Annotated in this window: 14 protein-coding genes and 1 pseudogene; 9 read left to right on the plus strand and 6 right to left on the minus strand. The window is 72.7% G+C overall.

The window, feature by feature from the left end:
• The 3 genes from ABZ896_RS47900 to ABZ896_RS47910 form a co-directional block, all read left to right on the plus strand.
• A partial coding sequence (locus tag ABZ896_RS47900) for a hypothetical protein (RefSeq protein WP_360944109.1) occupies positions 1-187 on the plus strand: 187 nt, incomplete at its 5' end.
• A 5-nt stretch (positions 188-192) separates the two neighbouring features.
• Positions 193-627 carry a hypothetical protein gene (locus ABZ896_RS47905; protein WP_360944100.1) on the plus strand — a complete coding sequence of 145 codons (435 nt, stop codon included), beginning with the start codon at positions 193-195 and terminating at the stop codon, positions 625-627.
• 4 nt (positions 628-631) lie between these two features.
• The gene (locus ABZ896_RS47910) at positions 632-1,195 is read left to right on the plus strand and encodes a hemerythrin domain-containing protein (RefSeq protein ID WP_360944069.1); all 564 of its coding nucleotides are present in this window, start codon (positions 632-634) and stop codon (positions 1,193-1,195) included.
• Positions 1,196-1,326: 131 nt separating this feature from the next.
• Here the strand turns inward: ABZ896_RS47910 and ABZ896_RS47915 are convergent, their stop codons facing one another.
• The gene (locus ABZ896_RS47915) at positions 1,327-1,854 is read right to left on the minus strand and encodes a hypothetical protein (RefSeq protein WP_360944072.1); all 528 of its coding nucleotides are present in this window, start codon (positions 1,852-1,854) and stop codon (positions 1,327-1,329) included.
• 125 nt (positions 1,855-1,979) lie between these two features.
• Positions 1,980-2,783, minus strand: coding sequence for a maleylpyruvate isomerase family mycothiol-dependent enzyme (locus ABZ896_RS47920; RefSeq protein WP_360944075.1), 804 nt, complete (start codon positions 2,781-2,783; stop codon positions 1,980-1,982).
• Between the two features lie 69 nt (positions 2,784-2,852).
• On the opposite strand from ABZ896_RS47920, the gene ABZ896_RS47925 reads away from it, so the two are divergent.
• The gene (locus ABZ896_RS47925; protein ID WP_360944078.1) at positions 2,853-3,464 is read left to right on the plus strand and encodes a lipoprotein; all 612 of its coding nucleotides are present in this window, start codon (positions 2,853-2,855) and stop codon (positions 3,462-3,464) included.
• Positions 3,465-3,469: 5 nt separating this feature from the next.
• Here the strand turns inward: ABZ896_RS47925 and ABZ896_RS47930 are convergent, their stop codons facing one another.
• Both ABZ896_RS47930 and ABZ896_RS47935 read right to left on the minus strand, forming a co-directional pair.
• Positions 3,470-4,111 (minus strand): SRPBCC family protein, encoded by a 642-nt coding sequence (locus tag ABZ896_RS47930; RefSeq protein WP_360944081.1) that lies wholly within the window; start codon positions 4,109-4,111, stop codon positions 3,470-3,472.
• Complete coding sequence (locus ABZ896_RS47935) at positions 4,104-4,466, minus strand: metalloregulator ArsR/SmtB family transcription factor (protein WP_360944103.1); 363 nt, start codon at positions 4,464-4,466, stop codon at positions 4,104-4,106. The genes ABZ896_RS47930 and ABZ896_RS47935 overlap by 8 nt, the downstream gene beginning before the upstream one ends.
• Before the next feature lie 170 nt (positions 4,467-4,636).
• Between ABZ896_RS47935 and ABZ896_RS47940 the strand changes: the two genes are divergently transcribed.
• The 3 genes from ABZ896_RS47940 to ABZ896_RS47950 all read left to right on the plus strand — a co-directional run bounded on the left by ABZ896_RS47940 (position 4,637) and on the right by ABZ896_RS47950 (position 11,575).
• The gene (locus ABZ896_RS47940; RefSeq protein ID WP_360944084.1) at positions 4,637-7,138 is read left to right on the plus strand and encodes a SpoIIE family protein phosphatase; all 2,502 of its coding nucleotides are present in this window, start codon (positions 4,637-4,639) and stop codon (positions 7,136-7,138) included.
• A gap of 138 nt (positions 7,139-7,276) precedes the next feature.
• Positions 7,277-10,066, plus strand: coding sequence for a SpoIIE family protein phosphatase (locus ABZ896_RS47945; RefSeq protein WP_360944087.1), 2,790 nt, complete (start codon positions 7,277-7,279; stop codon positions 10,064-10,066).
• Between the two features lie 144 nt (positions 10,067-10,210).
• Positions 10,211-11,575, plus strand: a complete 1,365-nt coding sequence (locus ABZ896_RS47950; RefSeq protein WP_360944091.1) for an FAD-dependent oxidoreductase — start codon at positions 10,211-10,213, stop codon at positions 11,573-11,575.
• Positions 11,576-11,682: 107 nt separating this feature from the next.
• On the opposite strand, the pseudogene ABZ896_RS47955 reads toward ABZ896_RS47950, so the two are convergent.
• Positions 11,683-12,060 (minus strand): annotated as a pseudogene (locus ABZ896_RS47955) (CGNR zinc finger domain-containing protein); the annotation flags it as partial.
• Between the two features lie 85 nt (positions 12,061-12,145).
• Between ABZ896_RS47955 and ABZ896_RS47960 the strand changes: the two are divergent.
• A complete protein-coding gene (locus tag ABZ896_RS47960; protein WP_360944106.1) occupies positions 12,146-13,285 on the plus strand; it encodes an FAD-dependent oxidoreductase in 1,140 nt (379 codons plus the stop codon).
• Between the two features lie 60 nt (positions 13,286-13,345).
• Here the strand turns inward: ABZ896_RS47960 and ABZ896_RS47965 are convergent, their stop codons facing one another.
• Positions 13,346-14,242 (minus strand): peptidoglycan-binding domain-containing protein, encoded by an 897-nt coding sequence (locus ABZ896_RS47965; RefSeq protein ID WP_360944094.1) that lies wholly within the window; start codon positions 14,240-14,242, stop codon positions 13,346-13,348.
• 223 nt (positions 14,243-14,465) lie between these two features.
• On the opposite strand from ABZ896_RS47965, the gene ABZ896_RS47970 reads away from it, so the two are divergent.
• Complete coding sequence (locus tag ABZ896_RS47970) at positions 14,466-15,806, plus strand: jacalin-like lectin (RefSeq protein ID WP_360944097.1); 1,341 nt, start codon at positions 14,466-14,468, stop codon at positions 15,804-15,806.
• Positions 15,807-15,895 lie beyond the last annotated feature (89 nt).

Raw genomic sequence — 15,895 nt, forward strand, 5'->3', positions numbered from 1 at the left:
GTTCCAGGTCGAGGGCATGGCCACGGCGATCCCCTTCCACCGCGCGGTCGTCAAGGACCCGGCGTTCGCACCGGAGTTGACCGGCTCCAGCGACGCGTCGGCCCCGGCGGACACCGGGTCGGTGCCGGCCACGGCCGGCGGCCGGGAGGCGTACGCGTCCCAGGAATCCCGGGGAGGCGAGCGGTGAACGAGATGATCGGCGCCCTGTACGACGGGGAGCGACGGCTGGCGCAGCAACTCCTGGCCGTCGCCGAGCGCCACGCCGAGGAGCACGAGGTGCACCACGTCGCCCGGGACCTCGCCGCCTGGTCGCGCGAGCACGCCGAGCGGCTGGTGGCGGCCGCCGCCGAGCGGGACGTACGGCTCGACGGCGCACCGGGGATCGGCATCCGCGTCGACCTCACCGACGCCGGACCGCCCCTGTTGCGCGACCTGTGCGCCCTGCATCTGGTCGCCACGCAGAACTCCCTGTGCTGGGAGATGCTCGCGCAGGCCGCTCGGGCAGCCCGGGACGAAGGGCTGCTGAGCCTGGCCTCGGCATGCCATCCGCAGACGCTGCGGCAGCTGCGCTGGACCAACACCCTGATCAAACAACTGTCCCCGCAGGAACTCGTGAGCCGGAGGTAGGACGATGGGACACGGCGGAAACGTCATCGACGAGCTGGTGACCGATCACCGGGAGGTCGAGGAACTCTTCGGGAAGATCGAGGCGCTGCCGTCCGGCGAGAAGAACCGGAAGCTGTACGCCGACCAGGCCACCATGGAGCTGGTGCGGCACTCGGTGGCCGAGGAGGAGTACCTGTACCCGGCGGTGCGGGAGTACCTGGTCAACGGGAACGCCATGGCGGACCGGGAGATCGAGGACCACTCCAAGGCCGAGCAGCTCATGAAGGACCTGGAGGGCTGCGAGGCGGACGACCCCGAGTTCGACCGGCTGGCGAGGGAGCTGATGAGCGAGGTGCGCTCGCACATCGCCGACGAGGAGCAGACCCTCTTCCCGCAACTGCGTGCCGCGTGCTCGGAGAAGGAGCTCAACGAGCTGGGCGAGAAAGTCCGCCGCGCCAAGAAAATGGCGCCGACCCGGCCCCACCCGTCCGCCCCGGACACACCCCCGGCCAACAAGTTCCTGGCCCCCGGCGCCGGCCTGGTCGACCGCCTGCGCGACGCGTTGAGCGGGCGCGGCAAGGAGGGATGACGTCGGCCGACCTGGCCGAAGCGGACCGGCCCGCAAGCGGCGGCCGACCTGACCGGCGCGGACCCGGCCCGCAGGCAAGCCCGCGGCCCCTGGTCAGCGCAGACCCGGCCCGCGATCCCCCGGCTCGGGCGTCAGGCGATCAGTGCCTGCCCCGGCCCCAGCCGGATCAGCAGCTCGCCCCGGTGGAGTGTGGCCACCGGGGCGAGCAGGTCCGGGTGGCGCAGCAGGGCCGCGGCGCGGCGGTCCGTGGCGTCCGGGTTCAGCAGGCGCCGGAACTCGCCCGGTGTGCCCGCCGCGTGCTCGCCGTGGGCGATGTCGGCGACGGCCAGGGCGGCGAGTTCGGGGTCGGTGAGCAGACAGGCCGCCCAGCTGGCGACGACCTCGTCCACCCAGGTGCGCCAGGCGTCCTCGTCGGCGTCCCACTCGGCGGAGCCGTCCGCGCCGGTGACCCAGTCGAGCCGGGCGGAGCCGCCCGGTCCCGCCATGCCCATGAGCGCCGCGTCCATCGAGGTCGGATAGCGCAGCCAGGCGGCGACGGTCACCGCCTGCCGGGCCTGCACCTCGCACAGCGCGGCGGCCAGGGCCCCGCCGGAGGCGGGGTAGGCACAGGTCATCCAGTGGGCGGTCGCCGCGATGACCGGGGAGAGATCTGCTTGCACTGCCGGGCCGCCCGAACTGCCGAGGTGAGAGGGGACTGCACAAAACGGTAGCCCGGGGCCCACCGCGGACGACATGCCTCCGACGCCCCCGAACCACGTGGCTTCGGCCACACCGCCCCCTTCTCTCACACCTCCAGCCAGAACCGGGTCCGCCGCAGCCACAGCTCCAGCAACGCCGAGTCACCCCGCGTCACGACTCCGGGCGCGGGACGCTCGTAGAGGAAGAGCAGCAGGTCCGTGACCGGCCCGCGCACGCTCACCGGCGCCCGGCCGGTCCCCCGCCGCCACCGCGGCCGTTCCCCGCCGAGGTCGACCAGCCACTGCCCCGCGCCGCCCGCGTCGAAGTGGATCGCCCGCCCGGGGCCCAGCAGCTCCGGTTCACCGGGCACGGGCGCGTACGCCTCGTCGACGGTGGAGAACTCCAGCCACTCCTCCACCCCGCCGATCGCCAGCATGTCCTCCACGGCGAACTCCGCGCCGGTCACCAGCGCCGCGTCGGCGCGGTGCAGGAGGGTCTCGTACGTCATCCGCCGCGCCCAGAACCCGGCGGACGGCTCGACGACCCGCTCGTCGGCCGGGGTCCACACCCGCAGGTCCGACCCGGCCGCCCGCAGGGTGGCCGCCAGCCGGGCCGCGCCCTCGGTGAGCCAGGCGCCGAGGGCGGAGTCGTCCAGGTCGGCGTACGCGTCCGGGTCGTTGACCGCGTCGTCGGCGGTGGGCCCGGTGGCCCCCGTGCGCACGATCTCCTCGGCCCAGCGGTGGTCGGCGCCCACGTGCCGCAGGAGGCGGCCGAGATCCCAGCCGGGGCAGGTGGGCACCGGGGCGGACAGGCCCGCGCCCTTGACGTGCCGGGCGAGCAGGTCGGTCTGGGCGACGATCGCGTCGCAGTGGTCGTCGAAGATCACGGGCGCCTCTTCCCCTCGCTGCATGATTCGTTATCCCCGCCACCTAATCTGACTGCTCCGGGAACAACCACTGGATATGGGGAGAGCCGCGGAATGCTGGTCGGGGCGGGGAGCAGACGGCGTCGGATGGCCGAAGTGGCGTTGCTGGCCGGTGTGTTGGCGGGCTGTTCGGGTGGCGCGGAAGAGGAGTCGAAGACCTCCACCGCTTCCAGCGCAGCGGATCAGAAGGTCGCGCAGAGCGGCGGCTCGATCGGCGCCGCGGGTTCCGCCTGCGAACTGCCCGTCACCTTCGACCTCGCCAAGAAGTGGACGGCGGAGTCCGTCGACACCCCGCTGCCGCAGGGCCTGGTCAGCCTGGCCTGCGAGATCGACGCCAAGCCCGCGGGCAACATCGGCTATCTGCGGATCTGGACCGGCAAGCCGGACGGCACCGACGCCCGTACCGTCCTGGAGTCCTTCCTCAGGGACGAGGACGGGGTGAGCAAGGAGAAGTACAGCGACTTCAAGACCGGCGGTCTGTCCGGCGTCGAGGTCGAGTACCTCTACGAGAGCGAGCTCCTGGACGAGAAGAAGACGGAGCACGCCCTCGCCGTGGTCACCCCGGCCGGTCCCGTCGTCGTGCACCTCGGCGGGCTCGACTCGGAGGAGCACGAGGAGATGCTCCCGGCGTACCGGCTCGCCAAGAGCACCCTGCGCACGGCCTGACGGGGTCAGGGAGTCGCGGTGCCGGTGTAGAAGGCGATCGTGGCGGCCGTCGTGGCCGTCACCGTCTTCTCCTCGGCGCCCGAGGCGGCGTAGGCCTCGCCCCAGGCGCTGCCCGAGAGGGTCGCGCACCGCTTGCCCTCGTCGGAGAGCTGCCACGCCACGCTCTCCTCCTGGGTCATGTGGCCGCCGGCGAGGTGCAGGGCGAGGCCGAGGGACATCAGGTCCCAGCCGACGCCGGTGGCTCCCGGGCCGAACTGCCCCCAGAACTCCTCCGGTACGACCGCCACGTGCTCCAGCTCGAAGACGGTCCGTTCCTCACCGTCGGGCGTGAGGCGGACCTCGACCTCGCTGAAACCGGGGTCCGGGCCCATCAGCCAGCTCACCCGCAGCCGCTCCGGCTCGACGCACTCGAGGATCTCGCCGCCCGCCTGGCCCTCCAGCTGGTAGCGGCCGCCCACCTTGAACTCGCCGCTGACCGGCAGGAACCAGCGGCCGATCCGCTCCGGTGAGGTCACCGCGTCCCACACGTCGGCGATGCCGGCGTCGTAGGTGCGCCGCATCAGGACGGTACGGGCCTCGCCCGCCGCGACCTGCCGGGTGCCGACCCGGCGGTGCAGCCGGTTGATCTGGTCGACGAAGTCATGCATCGCCGCTCCCTTCCTCTCTCAGCCTGCGCTCGCGCTTGCCGCGCGCGAGCTCTGTTCCGAGCGCGTCGAGCCGTTGGTCCCAGAAGCCCCGGAAGCGTTCCAGCCAGTCGTCCACCTCGCGCAGCGGGGCGGTCTCGACGGCGTACAGCCGCCGGGTGCCCTCGGCCCGCACGGAGGCGAAGCCGCTGTCCCGCAGGACCTTCAGATGCTGCGAGACGGCCGGCTGGGAGATCCCGAACTCGTCCCGGATCACGGCACTGACCTCGCCCGACGCCTGCTCACCGGCGGCGAGCAGTTCCAATATCCGGCGCCTGACCGGATCCCCGAGTACGTCGAACGCGTGCACGCACCCCACTATGCCAGCCGACACTTATATAAGCCAGAGCTGAAATAGCCATCCGCAGGAGACCGGCTCGGACACACCGGCCTTACGTACGCATATGGCCGCCCGGGTGCGGTCCGGTGGTCTCGTGGCGCATTCTTGCTGTGTCGCTCGCGGGACGGCGCACGGACGAGGTAGGGCGGATGACTGGGAGCGTCGAGCACGCACACCCGACGACCGGGCGGCTGGCGGCGCTGCTGATCGAGGCCTCGGCGGAGGCGATCAGCGCGGCCGGCGGTCACTCCGGAGGGGTCTATCTGCGCTCTCGCACGCCCGGACTGCTGCGCCTCGCCGTCCTGTCGGGGCTGCCCGGCCCGCTCTTCCGCCCCTGGTGGCGGATGCATGTGGACCGGCCGTTCCCGGTCGCGGACGCGTACCGGCTCGGGGTGCAGGTGGTGCTGCCGAACGCCACCGAGACCATGCGCCGCTATCCCCAGTTCGCGGCCGGTCTACCGTTCCAGTTCGGCTCCCTGTACGTGCCGGTCGTGGCCGGCTCGACGACCTACGGTGTGCTGACCGTGCTGCGCCCGGCCGTGGCGGACGCTGCCGAGGTGCTCTCCGGCCGGGACCGCGTCGTACGGCTGGCCCAGGAGCTGGGCGCCGCGCTGCGCGGCCTGGAGGACGACGACGCGGACGGGGTCGCCTGGGACGGCGAGCCGCTCTGCCTGCGCCCGCCGGTGCCGGTCGCGCCCACGGGTCGTACCGGCCGGTTCGCCTGGGATCCGAAAGCGGCGACCGTGACCCTGGACGACGACCTGCGCGCCCTGCTGGGCATGGCGCCCGAGGAGTTCCCCGGCACCGTCGAGGCGTTCGCCGACGCGGTCTCCCCCGGCCGGCCGGATCCCGTCCTCGCGACCCTGCGCGACACCTCCGCCGGCCGGCCGCCCACGCTCCCGCTGTATCTGCGCGCCCAGGATGGCACGCTGCGGCTGCTGGACCTCTGGAGCACCGGCGAGCCGCCCGCCGCCCCGCCTGTCCGGGGCATCGTGCTCACCCCGAGCCCCTCCGCCGCGGCCGACGCGGCGGCCGACCTGCTGCCCGACGGCGTGTTCTGCCTGGACCGGCTGGGTCTGGTCGTCTACGCCAATCCGCGCGCCGCACAGCTCCTGGGCCGCCCTCGCGGCGAGCTGGTCGGCCGTGACCTGTGGGAAGCGGTGCCGTGGCTGGGCCGCCCCGACTTCGAGGACCACCTACGTGCGGCCCTGCTGTCTCCGGACCCGGTCCACTTCCATCTCGTACGGCCTCCCGCGGAGGGCGGCGAGGACCTGGAGGGTGACTGGCTCGCCCTGTCCGTGCACCCGGCGGCCGACCGGCTGACCTGCACGATCCGCCCCACCAGCCGGCTCACCGACACGCTCGGCGACCAGGAGGCCCCGCCCGGTCCGGCCGCGGCCGACGCGAGCCCGCTCGCGCCCCTGTACCGGCCGATCGCGCTGGCCATCGCCCTGTCCGAGGCGGTCACCGCCCGCCAGGTGTCCGCCGTGGTGATGCGCGAGCTGCTGCCCGCGTTCGGCGGCCGCCGGCTCGCGATCTACCTGCTCCAGGACCGGCATCTGTACCTGGAGTGGGAGACCGGCTTCCCGAAGGGCTTCCTCACGCCCTTCGACGGCGTGGCGCTCGACGCACACCTGCCCGGAGTGGAGACGCTCACCACCGGCCGCCCGCTGTTCTTCGACTCCATGGAACAGCTGACGGCCGCCTACCCGGGCATCGCCCTGGACGCCACCGAGGGCGCCCGCACCTTCCTGCCGCTGATCGCCTCCGGGCGGCCGGTCGGCTCCTGCATCCTCGGCTTCGACCGGCCGCGCAGCTTCAGCACCGAGGAACGCACGGTGCTCACCGCACTCGCCGGGCTCATCGCCCACGCCATGGAGAAGGCCCAGCGCTACGAGTCCGAGACCGCGCTGGCCCGGGGCCTGCAACAGGCGCTCCTGCCGCGCCGGCTGTCGGCGCACCCCCGGGTGGAGACGGTGGGGCGCTATCTGCCGGGCACCGCGGGCATGGACGTGGGCGGGGACTGGTACGACGTCGTCGAGTCGGGCGACGGACTGGCCCTGGTCATCGGGGACGTACAGGGGCACGGTGTGCAGGCGGCGGCCACCATGGGCCAGCTGCGCAGCGCGGTGCGGGCCTTCGCGCTCGGCGACCGGCCCCCCGACGAGGTCATGAGCAGTACGAACCATCTGCTGATCGATCTCGACCCCGGCCTGTTCGCGAGCTGCTGCTACATCCGGCTGGATCCGGCCACCGGTACGGCCCGGGTGGCGCGGGCCGGGCATCCGCCGCCGCTGCTGCGCGCCTCCGACGGCCGCACCCGGGTGCTGGACCTGCCCGGCGGGGTGGTGCTCGGCGTGGACCCGCGGGCCCGCTATCCCGTGTCGGAGTTCCTGATGGAGCCCGGCGCCGTCCTCGCGCTGTACACCGACGGGCTGGTGGAGCGGCCCGGCGGCGACATCGACGAGGGCATCACCGCGCTGCGGGTGGCGCTCGCGAAGTCGGGGGCGCCGGCGGCCCGCCCGGGCGGACGGTTCCTGAGCGGGGTCGCCGACCGGCTGACGGCGACGGCCCGGCACGCCCTGGACCGCCCCGACGACATCGCCCTGCTGCTCGCCGCACGGCGTGCGGCCGCTCCGGGATCACAGTGAGAGAGATCAGGGAACACGGTAAGAGATCCGGAAACACGGCGAGAGATCCGGGAACACGGCGAGAGAGAATTGTCGATGTTCTGTCACGCCAGGTGACGCCCCTCGCCTCCCGTGGCGCGGCAGTGTAGGAATGGGCACATGGTCCGTCTCCTGGGCCGTTCCGGGGCCCGGTGGAGCCGTCGCCCCGGCGGTCCGCGCCCCCGTCCCGCCCTCGACCGTGCCACCGAGCCGCCCGAGGGCCCCGCCGGGGGCGGTTCCCCCACCCGGGTGGAGCACGGCGCGGGCCGGGTCCGGCGGGGCCCGACGGCCCTGCGGGCGACGCTCGGCGGGCGCAGCGTGGCCGGGCAGGTCTTCCTGCTGCAAGTGGTGATCGTGCTGCTGCTGGTGGTCGCCGCCGCGGTGGCGCTGGTGCTCCAGGTCCGCCACGACAGCACCATCGAGGCCCGCAACCGCTCGGTGGCGGTGGCGGAGACCTTCGCGAACGCCCCGGGCACCGTCGAGGCCCTGCGCAGTCCCGATCCGTCGGCGATCCTCCAGCCCCGCGCGGAGGCGGCCCGGGTGGCGACCGACGTGGACTTCATCGTCGTCATGAACACCGACGGCATCCGCTACACCCACCCGAAGCCGGACCGGATCGGCAAGAAGTTCGTCGGCACGATCGCGCCCGCGCTGGCCGGGCACGTGGTGACCGAGGACATCACGGGCACCATCGGACCCCTCGTGCAGGCCGTCGTCCCGATCAAGGACGGCGGGAAGGTCGTCGGCCTGGTGTCGGCCGGGATCACCACCGACAAGGTCGGTGGCACCGCCGACCAGCAGATCCCGCTGCTGCTGCTCGCGGCCGCCGTCGGCCTGGCCCTGGCCACCGGCGGGACCGCGCTGGTCAGCAGACGGCTGCTGCGCCAGACGCACGGCCTGGGCCCGCACGAGATGACCCGGATGTACGAGCACCACGACGCGGTGCTGCACGCCGTGCGCGAGGGCGTCCTGATCGTGGGCGGCGAGGGCGTCCTGCTGCTCGCCAACGACGAGGCCCAGCGACTCCTCGACCTGCCGGCCGACGCCGAGGGCCGGCACGTCCTCGACCTCGGTCTGCCCGCCGACACCGCCGGGCTGCTGGCCTCCGGCCGCGAGGCCACCGACGAGGTGCACCGGGTCAAGGACCGGCTCCTGGCCGTCAACCAGCGGCCCACCGACATCCAGGGCGGCCCGCCCGGCAGCGTCGCCACCCTGCGCGACTCCACCGAGCTGCGCGCCCTGTCCGGCCGCGCCGAGACGGCCCGCGAGCGCCTGGACATCCTCTACGACGCCACGGTCAACATCGGCACGAGCCTGGACGTCACCCGCACCGCCGAGGAGCTGGCCGAGCTGGTCGTGCCCCGGTTCGCGGACTTCGCCACCGTGGACCTGTTCGAGCCCGTCCTGAGCGGCGGCGAGCCGGAGTCGGCGACCGCCCTGCGCCGCACCGCGCTCAGCGGGATCCGCAAGGACGCCCCGCTCTACCCGGTCGGCGAGCAGATACGGCTGGTCGACAGCTCCCCGCAGGCCCACGCCGCGCGCGAGGGCCGGGCCGTCCTCGAAGCGCGCCTCGCCGAGGCGCCCGGCTGGCGGGCCCAGGACCTGGAGCGGTCCGCGCAGGTCGTGGAGTACGGCATCCACTCGCTGATCGCCGTACCGCTGCGGGCCGGCAACCTCGTCCTCGGCGCGGTCAGCTTCTGGCGCTCGGAGAAGCCCGAGCCCTTCGACCCCGAGGAAGTGGCGCTCGCCGAGGAGCTGGTCACCCGGGCCGCGGTCTCCATCGACAACTCCCGCCGCTACACCCGCGAGCACACCATGGCGGTCACCCTCCAGCGGAGCCTGCTGCCGCGCACCCTGCCCGAGCAGGACGCCCTGGAGATCGCCTACCACTACCAGCCCGCGCAGGCAGGGGTCGGCGGCGACTGGTTCGACGTGCTGCCGCTGTCCGGCGCCCGGGTCGCCCTGGTGGTCGGCGACGTCGTCGGCCACGGACTGCACGCCGCGGCCACCATGGGACGGCTGCGCACGGCCGTGCACAACTTCTCCGCCCTGGACCTGCCGCCCGACGAACTGCTCGCCCTGCTCGACGAGTTGGTCGCCCGGATCGACCAGGACGAGACCGCGGAGGGCGACGCCTCCTCCGTCACCGGCGCGACCTGCCTCTACGCGGTCTACGACCCGGTGTCCCGGCTGTGCACGATCGCCCGCGCGGGCCATCCGCCGCCCGCCCTGATCCACCCCGACGGCACCGTCGAGTACCCCGACGTGCCCGCCGGTCCCCCGCTCGGCCTCGGCGGCCTGCCCTTCGAGACAGCCGACCTGGAACTCCCCGAGGGCAGCCGACTCGTCCTGTACACCGACGGACTCGTCGAGGACCGGGACCGCGACATCGACGTCGGCCTCGAACTGCTGCGCACGGCGCTGGAGCAGGCGGGTCCCTCGCCCGAGGAGACCGTCGGGACCGTCCTCGACGCGCGGCGGCCCGGCCGGGCCGGTGACGACATCGCGCTGCTGGTGGCCCGCACCCGGGCGCTCGCCGCCGACCGGATCGCCCAGTGGGAGGTGCCCGGCGACCCGGCGGCCGTCTCCGAGGTCCGTGCCTCGGTCACCCGGCAGCTGGCCCACTGGGGGCTCGACGACCTCTCCTTCGCCACCGAGCTGATCCTGAGCGAGCTCGTCACCAACGCGATCCGCTACGGCGGCGACCCGATCCTCGTCCGGGTGCTCTACGACCGCACCCTGATCTGCGAGGTCTTCGACAGCAGCAGCACCTCACCGCACCTCAGGTACGCGGCGATGACCGACGAGGGCGGCCGGGGCCTGTTCCTGGTGGCGCAGCTCGCCGAGCGCTGGGGCACCCGCTACACCCCGGTGGGCAAAGTGATCTGGGCCGAACAGTCGCTGCCGTGAGCCCGACAGCCGCTCTCCTGCGGTGATCCACGACTCATAAAGTGACCTTATGAGCTCATAGACCGGACCCGCGTACTGACTTAGGCTTGCCTTAGCTTAGGCTTCCCCCGAGTCGATCTGTCGCCGCTCGAAGGGAACCTGAACATGCCCCGCCCCCTGCGGGTAGCCATCGTCGGAGCCGGCCCCGCCGGGATCTACGCCGCCGACGCCCTGCTCAAGTCCGACGTGGCCGCCGAACCCGGCGTGTCCATCGACCTCTTCGAGAGGATGCCGGCTCCCTTCGGCCTCATCCGGTACGGCGTCGCCCCCGACCACCCCCGCATCAAGGGCATCGTGGGCGCCCTCCACCAGGTCCTCGACAAGCCGCAGATACGCCTGTTCGGCAACGTCGACTACGGCACCGACCTGCACCTGGACGACCTGCGCGCCTTCTACGACGCCGTCGTCTTCTCCACCGGTGCGATGGCCGACCGCGAGCTGAAGATCCCCGGTGTCGAGCTGGACGGCTCCTACGGCGCCGCCGACTTCGCCTCCTGGTACGACGGTCACCCGGACGTGCCGCGCACCTGGCCGCTGGAGGCCGAGAAGGTCGCCGTCCTCGGCGTGGGCAACGTGGCGCTGGACATCTCGCGGATCCTCGCGAAGACGGCGGACGAGCTGCTGCCGACCGAGATCCCGCCGAACGTCTACGAGGGCCTCAAGGCCAACAAGGCCGTGGAGATCCACGTGTTCGGCCGTCGTGGCCCGGCGCAGGCGAAGTTCAGCCCGATGGAGCTGCGGGAGCTGGACCACTCCCCCAACATCGAGGTCATCGTCAACCCCGAGGACATCGACTACGACAAGGGCTCCATCGAGCAGCGGCGCTCCAACAAGCAGGTCGACATGGTCGCCAAGACCCTGGAGAACTGGGCGATCCGCGATGTCGGCGACCGCCCGCACAAGCTGTTCCTGCACTTCTTCGAGTCGCCGACGGAGATCCTCGGCGAGGACGGCAAGGTCGTCGGCCTGCGCACCGAGCGCACCGAGCTGGACGGCACCGGCAACGTCAAGGGCACCGGCGAGTTCACCGACTGGGACGTGAACGCCGTCTACCGCGCGGTCGGTTACCTCTCCGACAAGGTCTCCAAGCTGCCCTGGGACATCGAGTCGGGCACGGTCCCCGACGAGGGCGGCCGGGTCCTCCAGGAGTCCGGCGAGCACTTCCCGTCGACGTACGTCACCGGCTGGATCCGGCGTGGTCCGGTGGGCCTCATCGGCCACACCAAGGGCGACGCCAACGAGACCGTCGCGAACCTGCTGGACGACTTCGCGAACGACCGGCTCCAGACGCCGACCGCCCCCGAGCCCGAGGCGGTGGACGCGTTCCTCGCCGAGCGCGAGATCCGCTTCACCACCTGGGAGGGCTGGTACAAGCTGGACGCCGCCGAGAAGGCGCTGGGCGAGCCGCAGGGCCGCGAGCGCGTGAAGATCGTCGAACGCGAGGACATGCTCCGGGAGAGCGGCGCCTGACGCGGACGCGGAGCCGGTCGGCCCACACCGTCGAGGTGCGGACCGACCGGCTCTTTCCTGCTCCCAGACAGTCCGCGCGAGCCGAGGCCACTCTCGTCGGCAGTCCGCTTCTTCCGTGCCCGGTACGCCGCCGCCTTGAGGCGGTTGCCGCAGGACTCCATGCCGCACCACTGCCGGCGCATACCGCGCGAGCGGTCGATGCAGACGCGGGTGCACTCCGGGTCGCCGCACTCCTTCATGAGCGGCACGTCCGGTCCGGTCAGCAGCTCGACGGCGTGCCGCGCCCACCGCCCCGTGGGGGTGAGCTGCGGGGTCACGGACGTCCGGCGGGCCGCGTGGTTCAGCACGGCGAGCGCGGTCCTGCCGAATGCCTCGCCGAGCCGGCGGGCGGTGACCAGCGCGTGGATCGCCTCGCGTACGGCGACAGCCTCCTCGACGTCCGCCGCGCGGGACGGGGCGACGGCGTCGGCCAGGCCGGACTCCAGATACCTCCCCGTTCGGAACCTCGGCCGCCGCCGGGACGTTCTTCCTCCATGCCCGGACGGACGGGCGGGACCCACGGGGGTGAATGTGACACGAGTGGCGGTCATCGGCGGCGGCATCGCGGGGACGGCGGCGGCGCTGGCGCTGCACAAGGCGGGCTGCGCAGTCGCGGTGCACGAGGCGCATCCCGACGCGGCCGAGGACATCGGCGCCTTCCTCACCCTGGCGAGCAACGGCATGCGCGCCCTCGCCGAGCTGGACGCCTCGTCGGCGGTCACCGCGATCGGCTTTCCGCTGACCTCCCTGCGCCTCCTCGACCACACGGGCGCCGAGGTGGCGCACAACCCCATGGGCGAGGCCGCCGACCCGCTCCTGCGCTACCGCTGTCTGCGCCGCGGCGACCTCAACACCGCGCTCCAGAAGGAGGCCGTCCGCCGGGGCATCACCGTCCGGCACGGCGCGCGGCTCGTCACCGTCGAGGAGGGGTCCGCCGGCGTCACCGCGCACTTCGCCGACGGGAGCACCGCCACCGCCGACCTGCTGATCGGCGCCGACGGCCTCAACTCCGCCGTGCGGCGAGGAATCTCCCCGGACACCCGGCCCGTCTACGCGGGCCAGCGGGTCTTCTACGGCTACACCCACGCCGCTGCCCCTCCGAGCGAGGACGCGTGCATCACGATGATCCGCGGCAGCGGTGCCGCCTTCGGCTACGCCGTGTCGCCCGAGGGCGAGACGTACTGGTTCGCCCGGGTGAGCGCCGATGCCCCGCTGTCCGCCGAGGAGTTGGCCGAGGGCACACCGGCGGGGTGGCGCGATCTCCTGGTGTCGTCGCTGCGCGCGGACGCCACCCCCGCGGCCGGGATCGTCGCGGCGACCACCGACGACCTCCTGGTCACCAACGCGACCGAGATACCCACCGGCACCCCTTGGCGCTCCGGACGGATCCTGCTCATAGGCGACGCGGCGCACGCGGCCTCGCCCGCGACCGGCCAGGGTGCGTCGATGGCCCTGGAGGACGCGGTGGTCCTCGCGAAGTCCCTGCGGGACGCACCCGGCCTCGACGCCGGGCTCGACCTGTACGAAACGCTGCGCCGCCCGCGCGTGGAACACAACATCACCGTCAGCGGCGGCATCTCCCGCGGCACCCGCACCCCGTCGACAGCCGCCCGCCCCTCCGAGGAGGAACTGGCCCGGCTCCTGGCCTGGGAGCGTCTGCTCGGCCAGTGAGGCCGTGCAGGTCGAGGTCCGGCTCCCAGTCCGACCGGCCTCGGCGCTGACGGCCCCCGCTCAGGGCTCCGTGGTCTCGGACTCCAGCGATGCCCGGGTCACCGGACCGTAGACACCCGACTCCTCGTCGAGGATGAGACGGGCGAACTGGTAGGTCCGCACGGCGCTGCGGACGTCCTCGTCGAAGTTCCCGTCCGCGTCCCCGCTGTAGAACCCGGCCTGCTTCAAGCGGAGTTGGAGTTCGACGACCTCGGGCCCCCGGTCGCCGAGGCTGAGGACGGGCGGCTGCCCGTTCGACGCGGTCGGCCCCGGCGCGGCGGTGGCGCTGCTGGACGGAGCCCCGGTCGGCGTGGCGGACGGCGTCGGGGTGGCCGTGCCGTCGGTCGGGGACGGGCTCGGCGAGGAGGACGGGGACGCGGATGTCTCGCTGGGAGTCGCGGTGAGGGAGCTGCCGGCCGACGGCCCGTTCGCGGACGGCTCCCCCTCGGGCAGGCCCGCCCGGACACCGCCCGCGACCGAACTGTCCCGCGCGGGATCGTCGTAGGAGAAGAGGCCGCCGACGAAGCATCCGGTCACCAGGAGCGCGGCGGCCGCTCCGGCGCCGGCGATCAGGACCTTCCGGCGTCGCCACGAGCGCGGCGAGACGTCCGGGTCCGGGCCGGAGAGGGGTTCCGCCGCGGGGAGGGCGTCGCCCTCGGTTCCGGCGAAGTCCACCGGGGCGACCGGCGGTTCACCGGCCGGCACGCTCATCTCCTCGGCGGGAGAACCGCTGTCGTCGCCGACCTCCACGAACGGCCGGATGCGCACGGGGTCGAAGTCCTCGGCGGCCGCCGCCTCCGCCGAGCGGGCCTCGCGGTGGGCGTCCGAGGCGCGCTCCGCGCAGGAACAGGACGGAGTGCCATCCACCGTCCTGGGCGCCCCGCACTCCGGGCAGACGAGGCCTGGTGGTTCACTCACGCGCTTTCCCTCTCCGTACGATCTCCAGATCTTAAACAGGTCTCCCGCCCGGAAATTCCACAACTCCCCGAGATCTGGAACGAGTTCGTCCGTGAGGCCCCGATCCGGCCATCCGGCATGACGCAAAGATGAACATCTGTCAGCACAGGGCCAGATAGCTATAACCGGCGGTAACTTCTCTCCCGCACCATCCACCCGCGCACTCCCCCAGGAGACACTCCCCATGCGCAGACTCTTCGCGTGTCTGGCTGCGACGGCCGCCGTCGTCGGCGGTCTCGCCGTCACCGCCCCGCCCGCCGCCGCTGCCGACTCGGGCACCTTCAACGTCCTCAGCTACAACGTGGCAGGCCTGCCCGAGGCCCTCTCCAGCGCGCCCACCCCGCGCGAGTCCAGCACCACGACGATCGGCCAGCGGATAGCGCCGTACGACATCGTCCATGTGCAGGAGGACTTCAACTACCACGCCTACCTGTACGCCGCCGACACCGCGCACGCCTACCGCACCGCCACCAGCGGCGGCGCCGGGATCGGCAGCGGGCTGAACACGCTCTCGAAGATCTCCTACGACGAGGACGACTTCGAGCGGGTGGGCTGGAACTCCTGCCAGATCGACTCCGGCGACTGTCTGACCCCGAAGGGCTTCACCTTCATGCGCGAGCGGCTCGCCGAGGGGGTGTACGTCGACTTCTACAACGTGCACACCAACGCGGGCACCAACGACGGGGACCTCGCCTCGCGCGCGGACAACCTCAACCAGCTCACCGCGTTCATCAACAGCCACTCCGCCGGGAACGCGGTCGTGGTCATGGGCGACACCAACACCCGCTACACCCGCACCGGCGACACCATCGCCGAGTTCGCCGCGGCCAACGGCCTCACCGACGCCTGGGTGCAGCTGATCCGCGGCGGCAGCGCGCCCGCCAAGGGGAGCGACGCGCTGGTCTGCGACCAGACCGGGGCGACCGTGCCCAACACCTGCGAGGTCGTCGACAAGGTCCTCTACCGCAGCAGCAGGCTCGTCTCCCTGAACGCCACGTCGTACAACAACGAGCACGCCAAGTTCCTCACCAGCGACGGGCTGATGCTCTCCGACCACGACCCGATCACCGTCGGCTTCAGCTGGACACGCAACTCCGCCTACCAATTCAGCGACCAGTTCGGCGGACCGCACGGCGACTACTACAACGACGTCAACAGCGTTCCGGCGGGCGCCCGCGCCACCACCATCGCCCTGCGGGCCGGCTCGCGCGTCGACCAGTTGAGCGTGACCCTGTCGAACGGCACCACGCTCGCGCACGGCGGGACCGGCGGGACCGCGTCCTCGCTGACCCTGGGCAGCGGGGAGTACGTGACCACGGCGAACCTGTGCCAGGCGGTGAAGGACGGCCACACCCGGATCTTCTACGCCAAGTTCACGACCAACCTGGGCCGCACGCTGGCCGGGGGCACCACCACCTCCGACTGCGTGACCCGCACCGCCCCCTCCGGCTGGCAGATCGCCGGGTTCCACGGGCGCTCCGGCGACGAGGTCGACAAGGTCGGCTTCATCTACACCCAGCGCTGAGCGGACGGTCCGGGCGGCGCGCGGGCAGGCGCCGCCCGGTCCCACAGGTTCCAGAATTGGGTGTACGGATGATTTAGGGGCCCAAGGCC

It is taken from the genome of Streptomyces sp. NPDC047072 (assembly GCF_040643855.1).
Classification (GTDB): domain Bacteria; phylum Actinomycetota; class Actinomycetes; order Streptomycetales; family Streptomycetaceae; genus Streptomyces.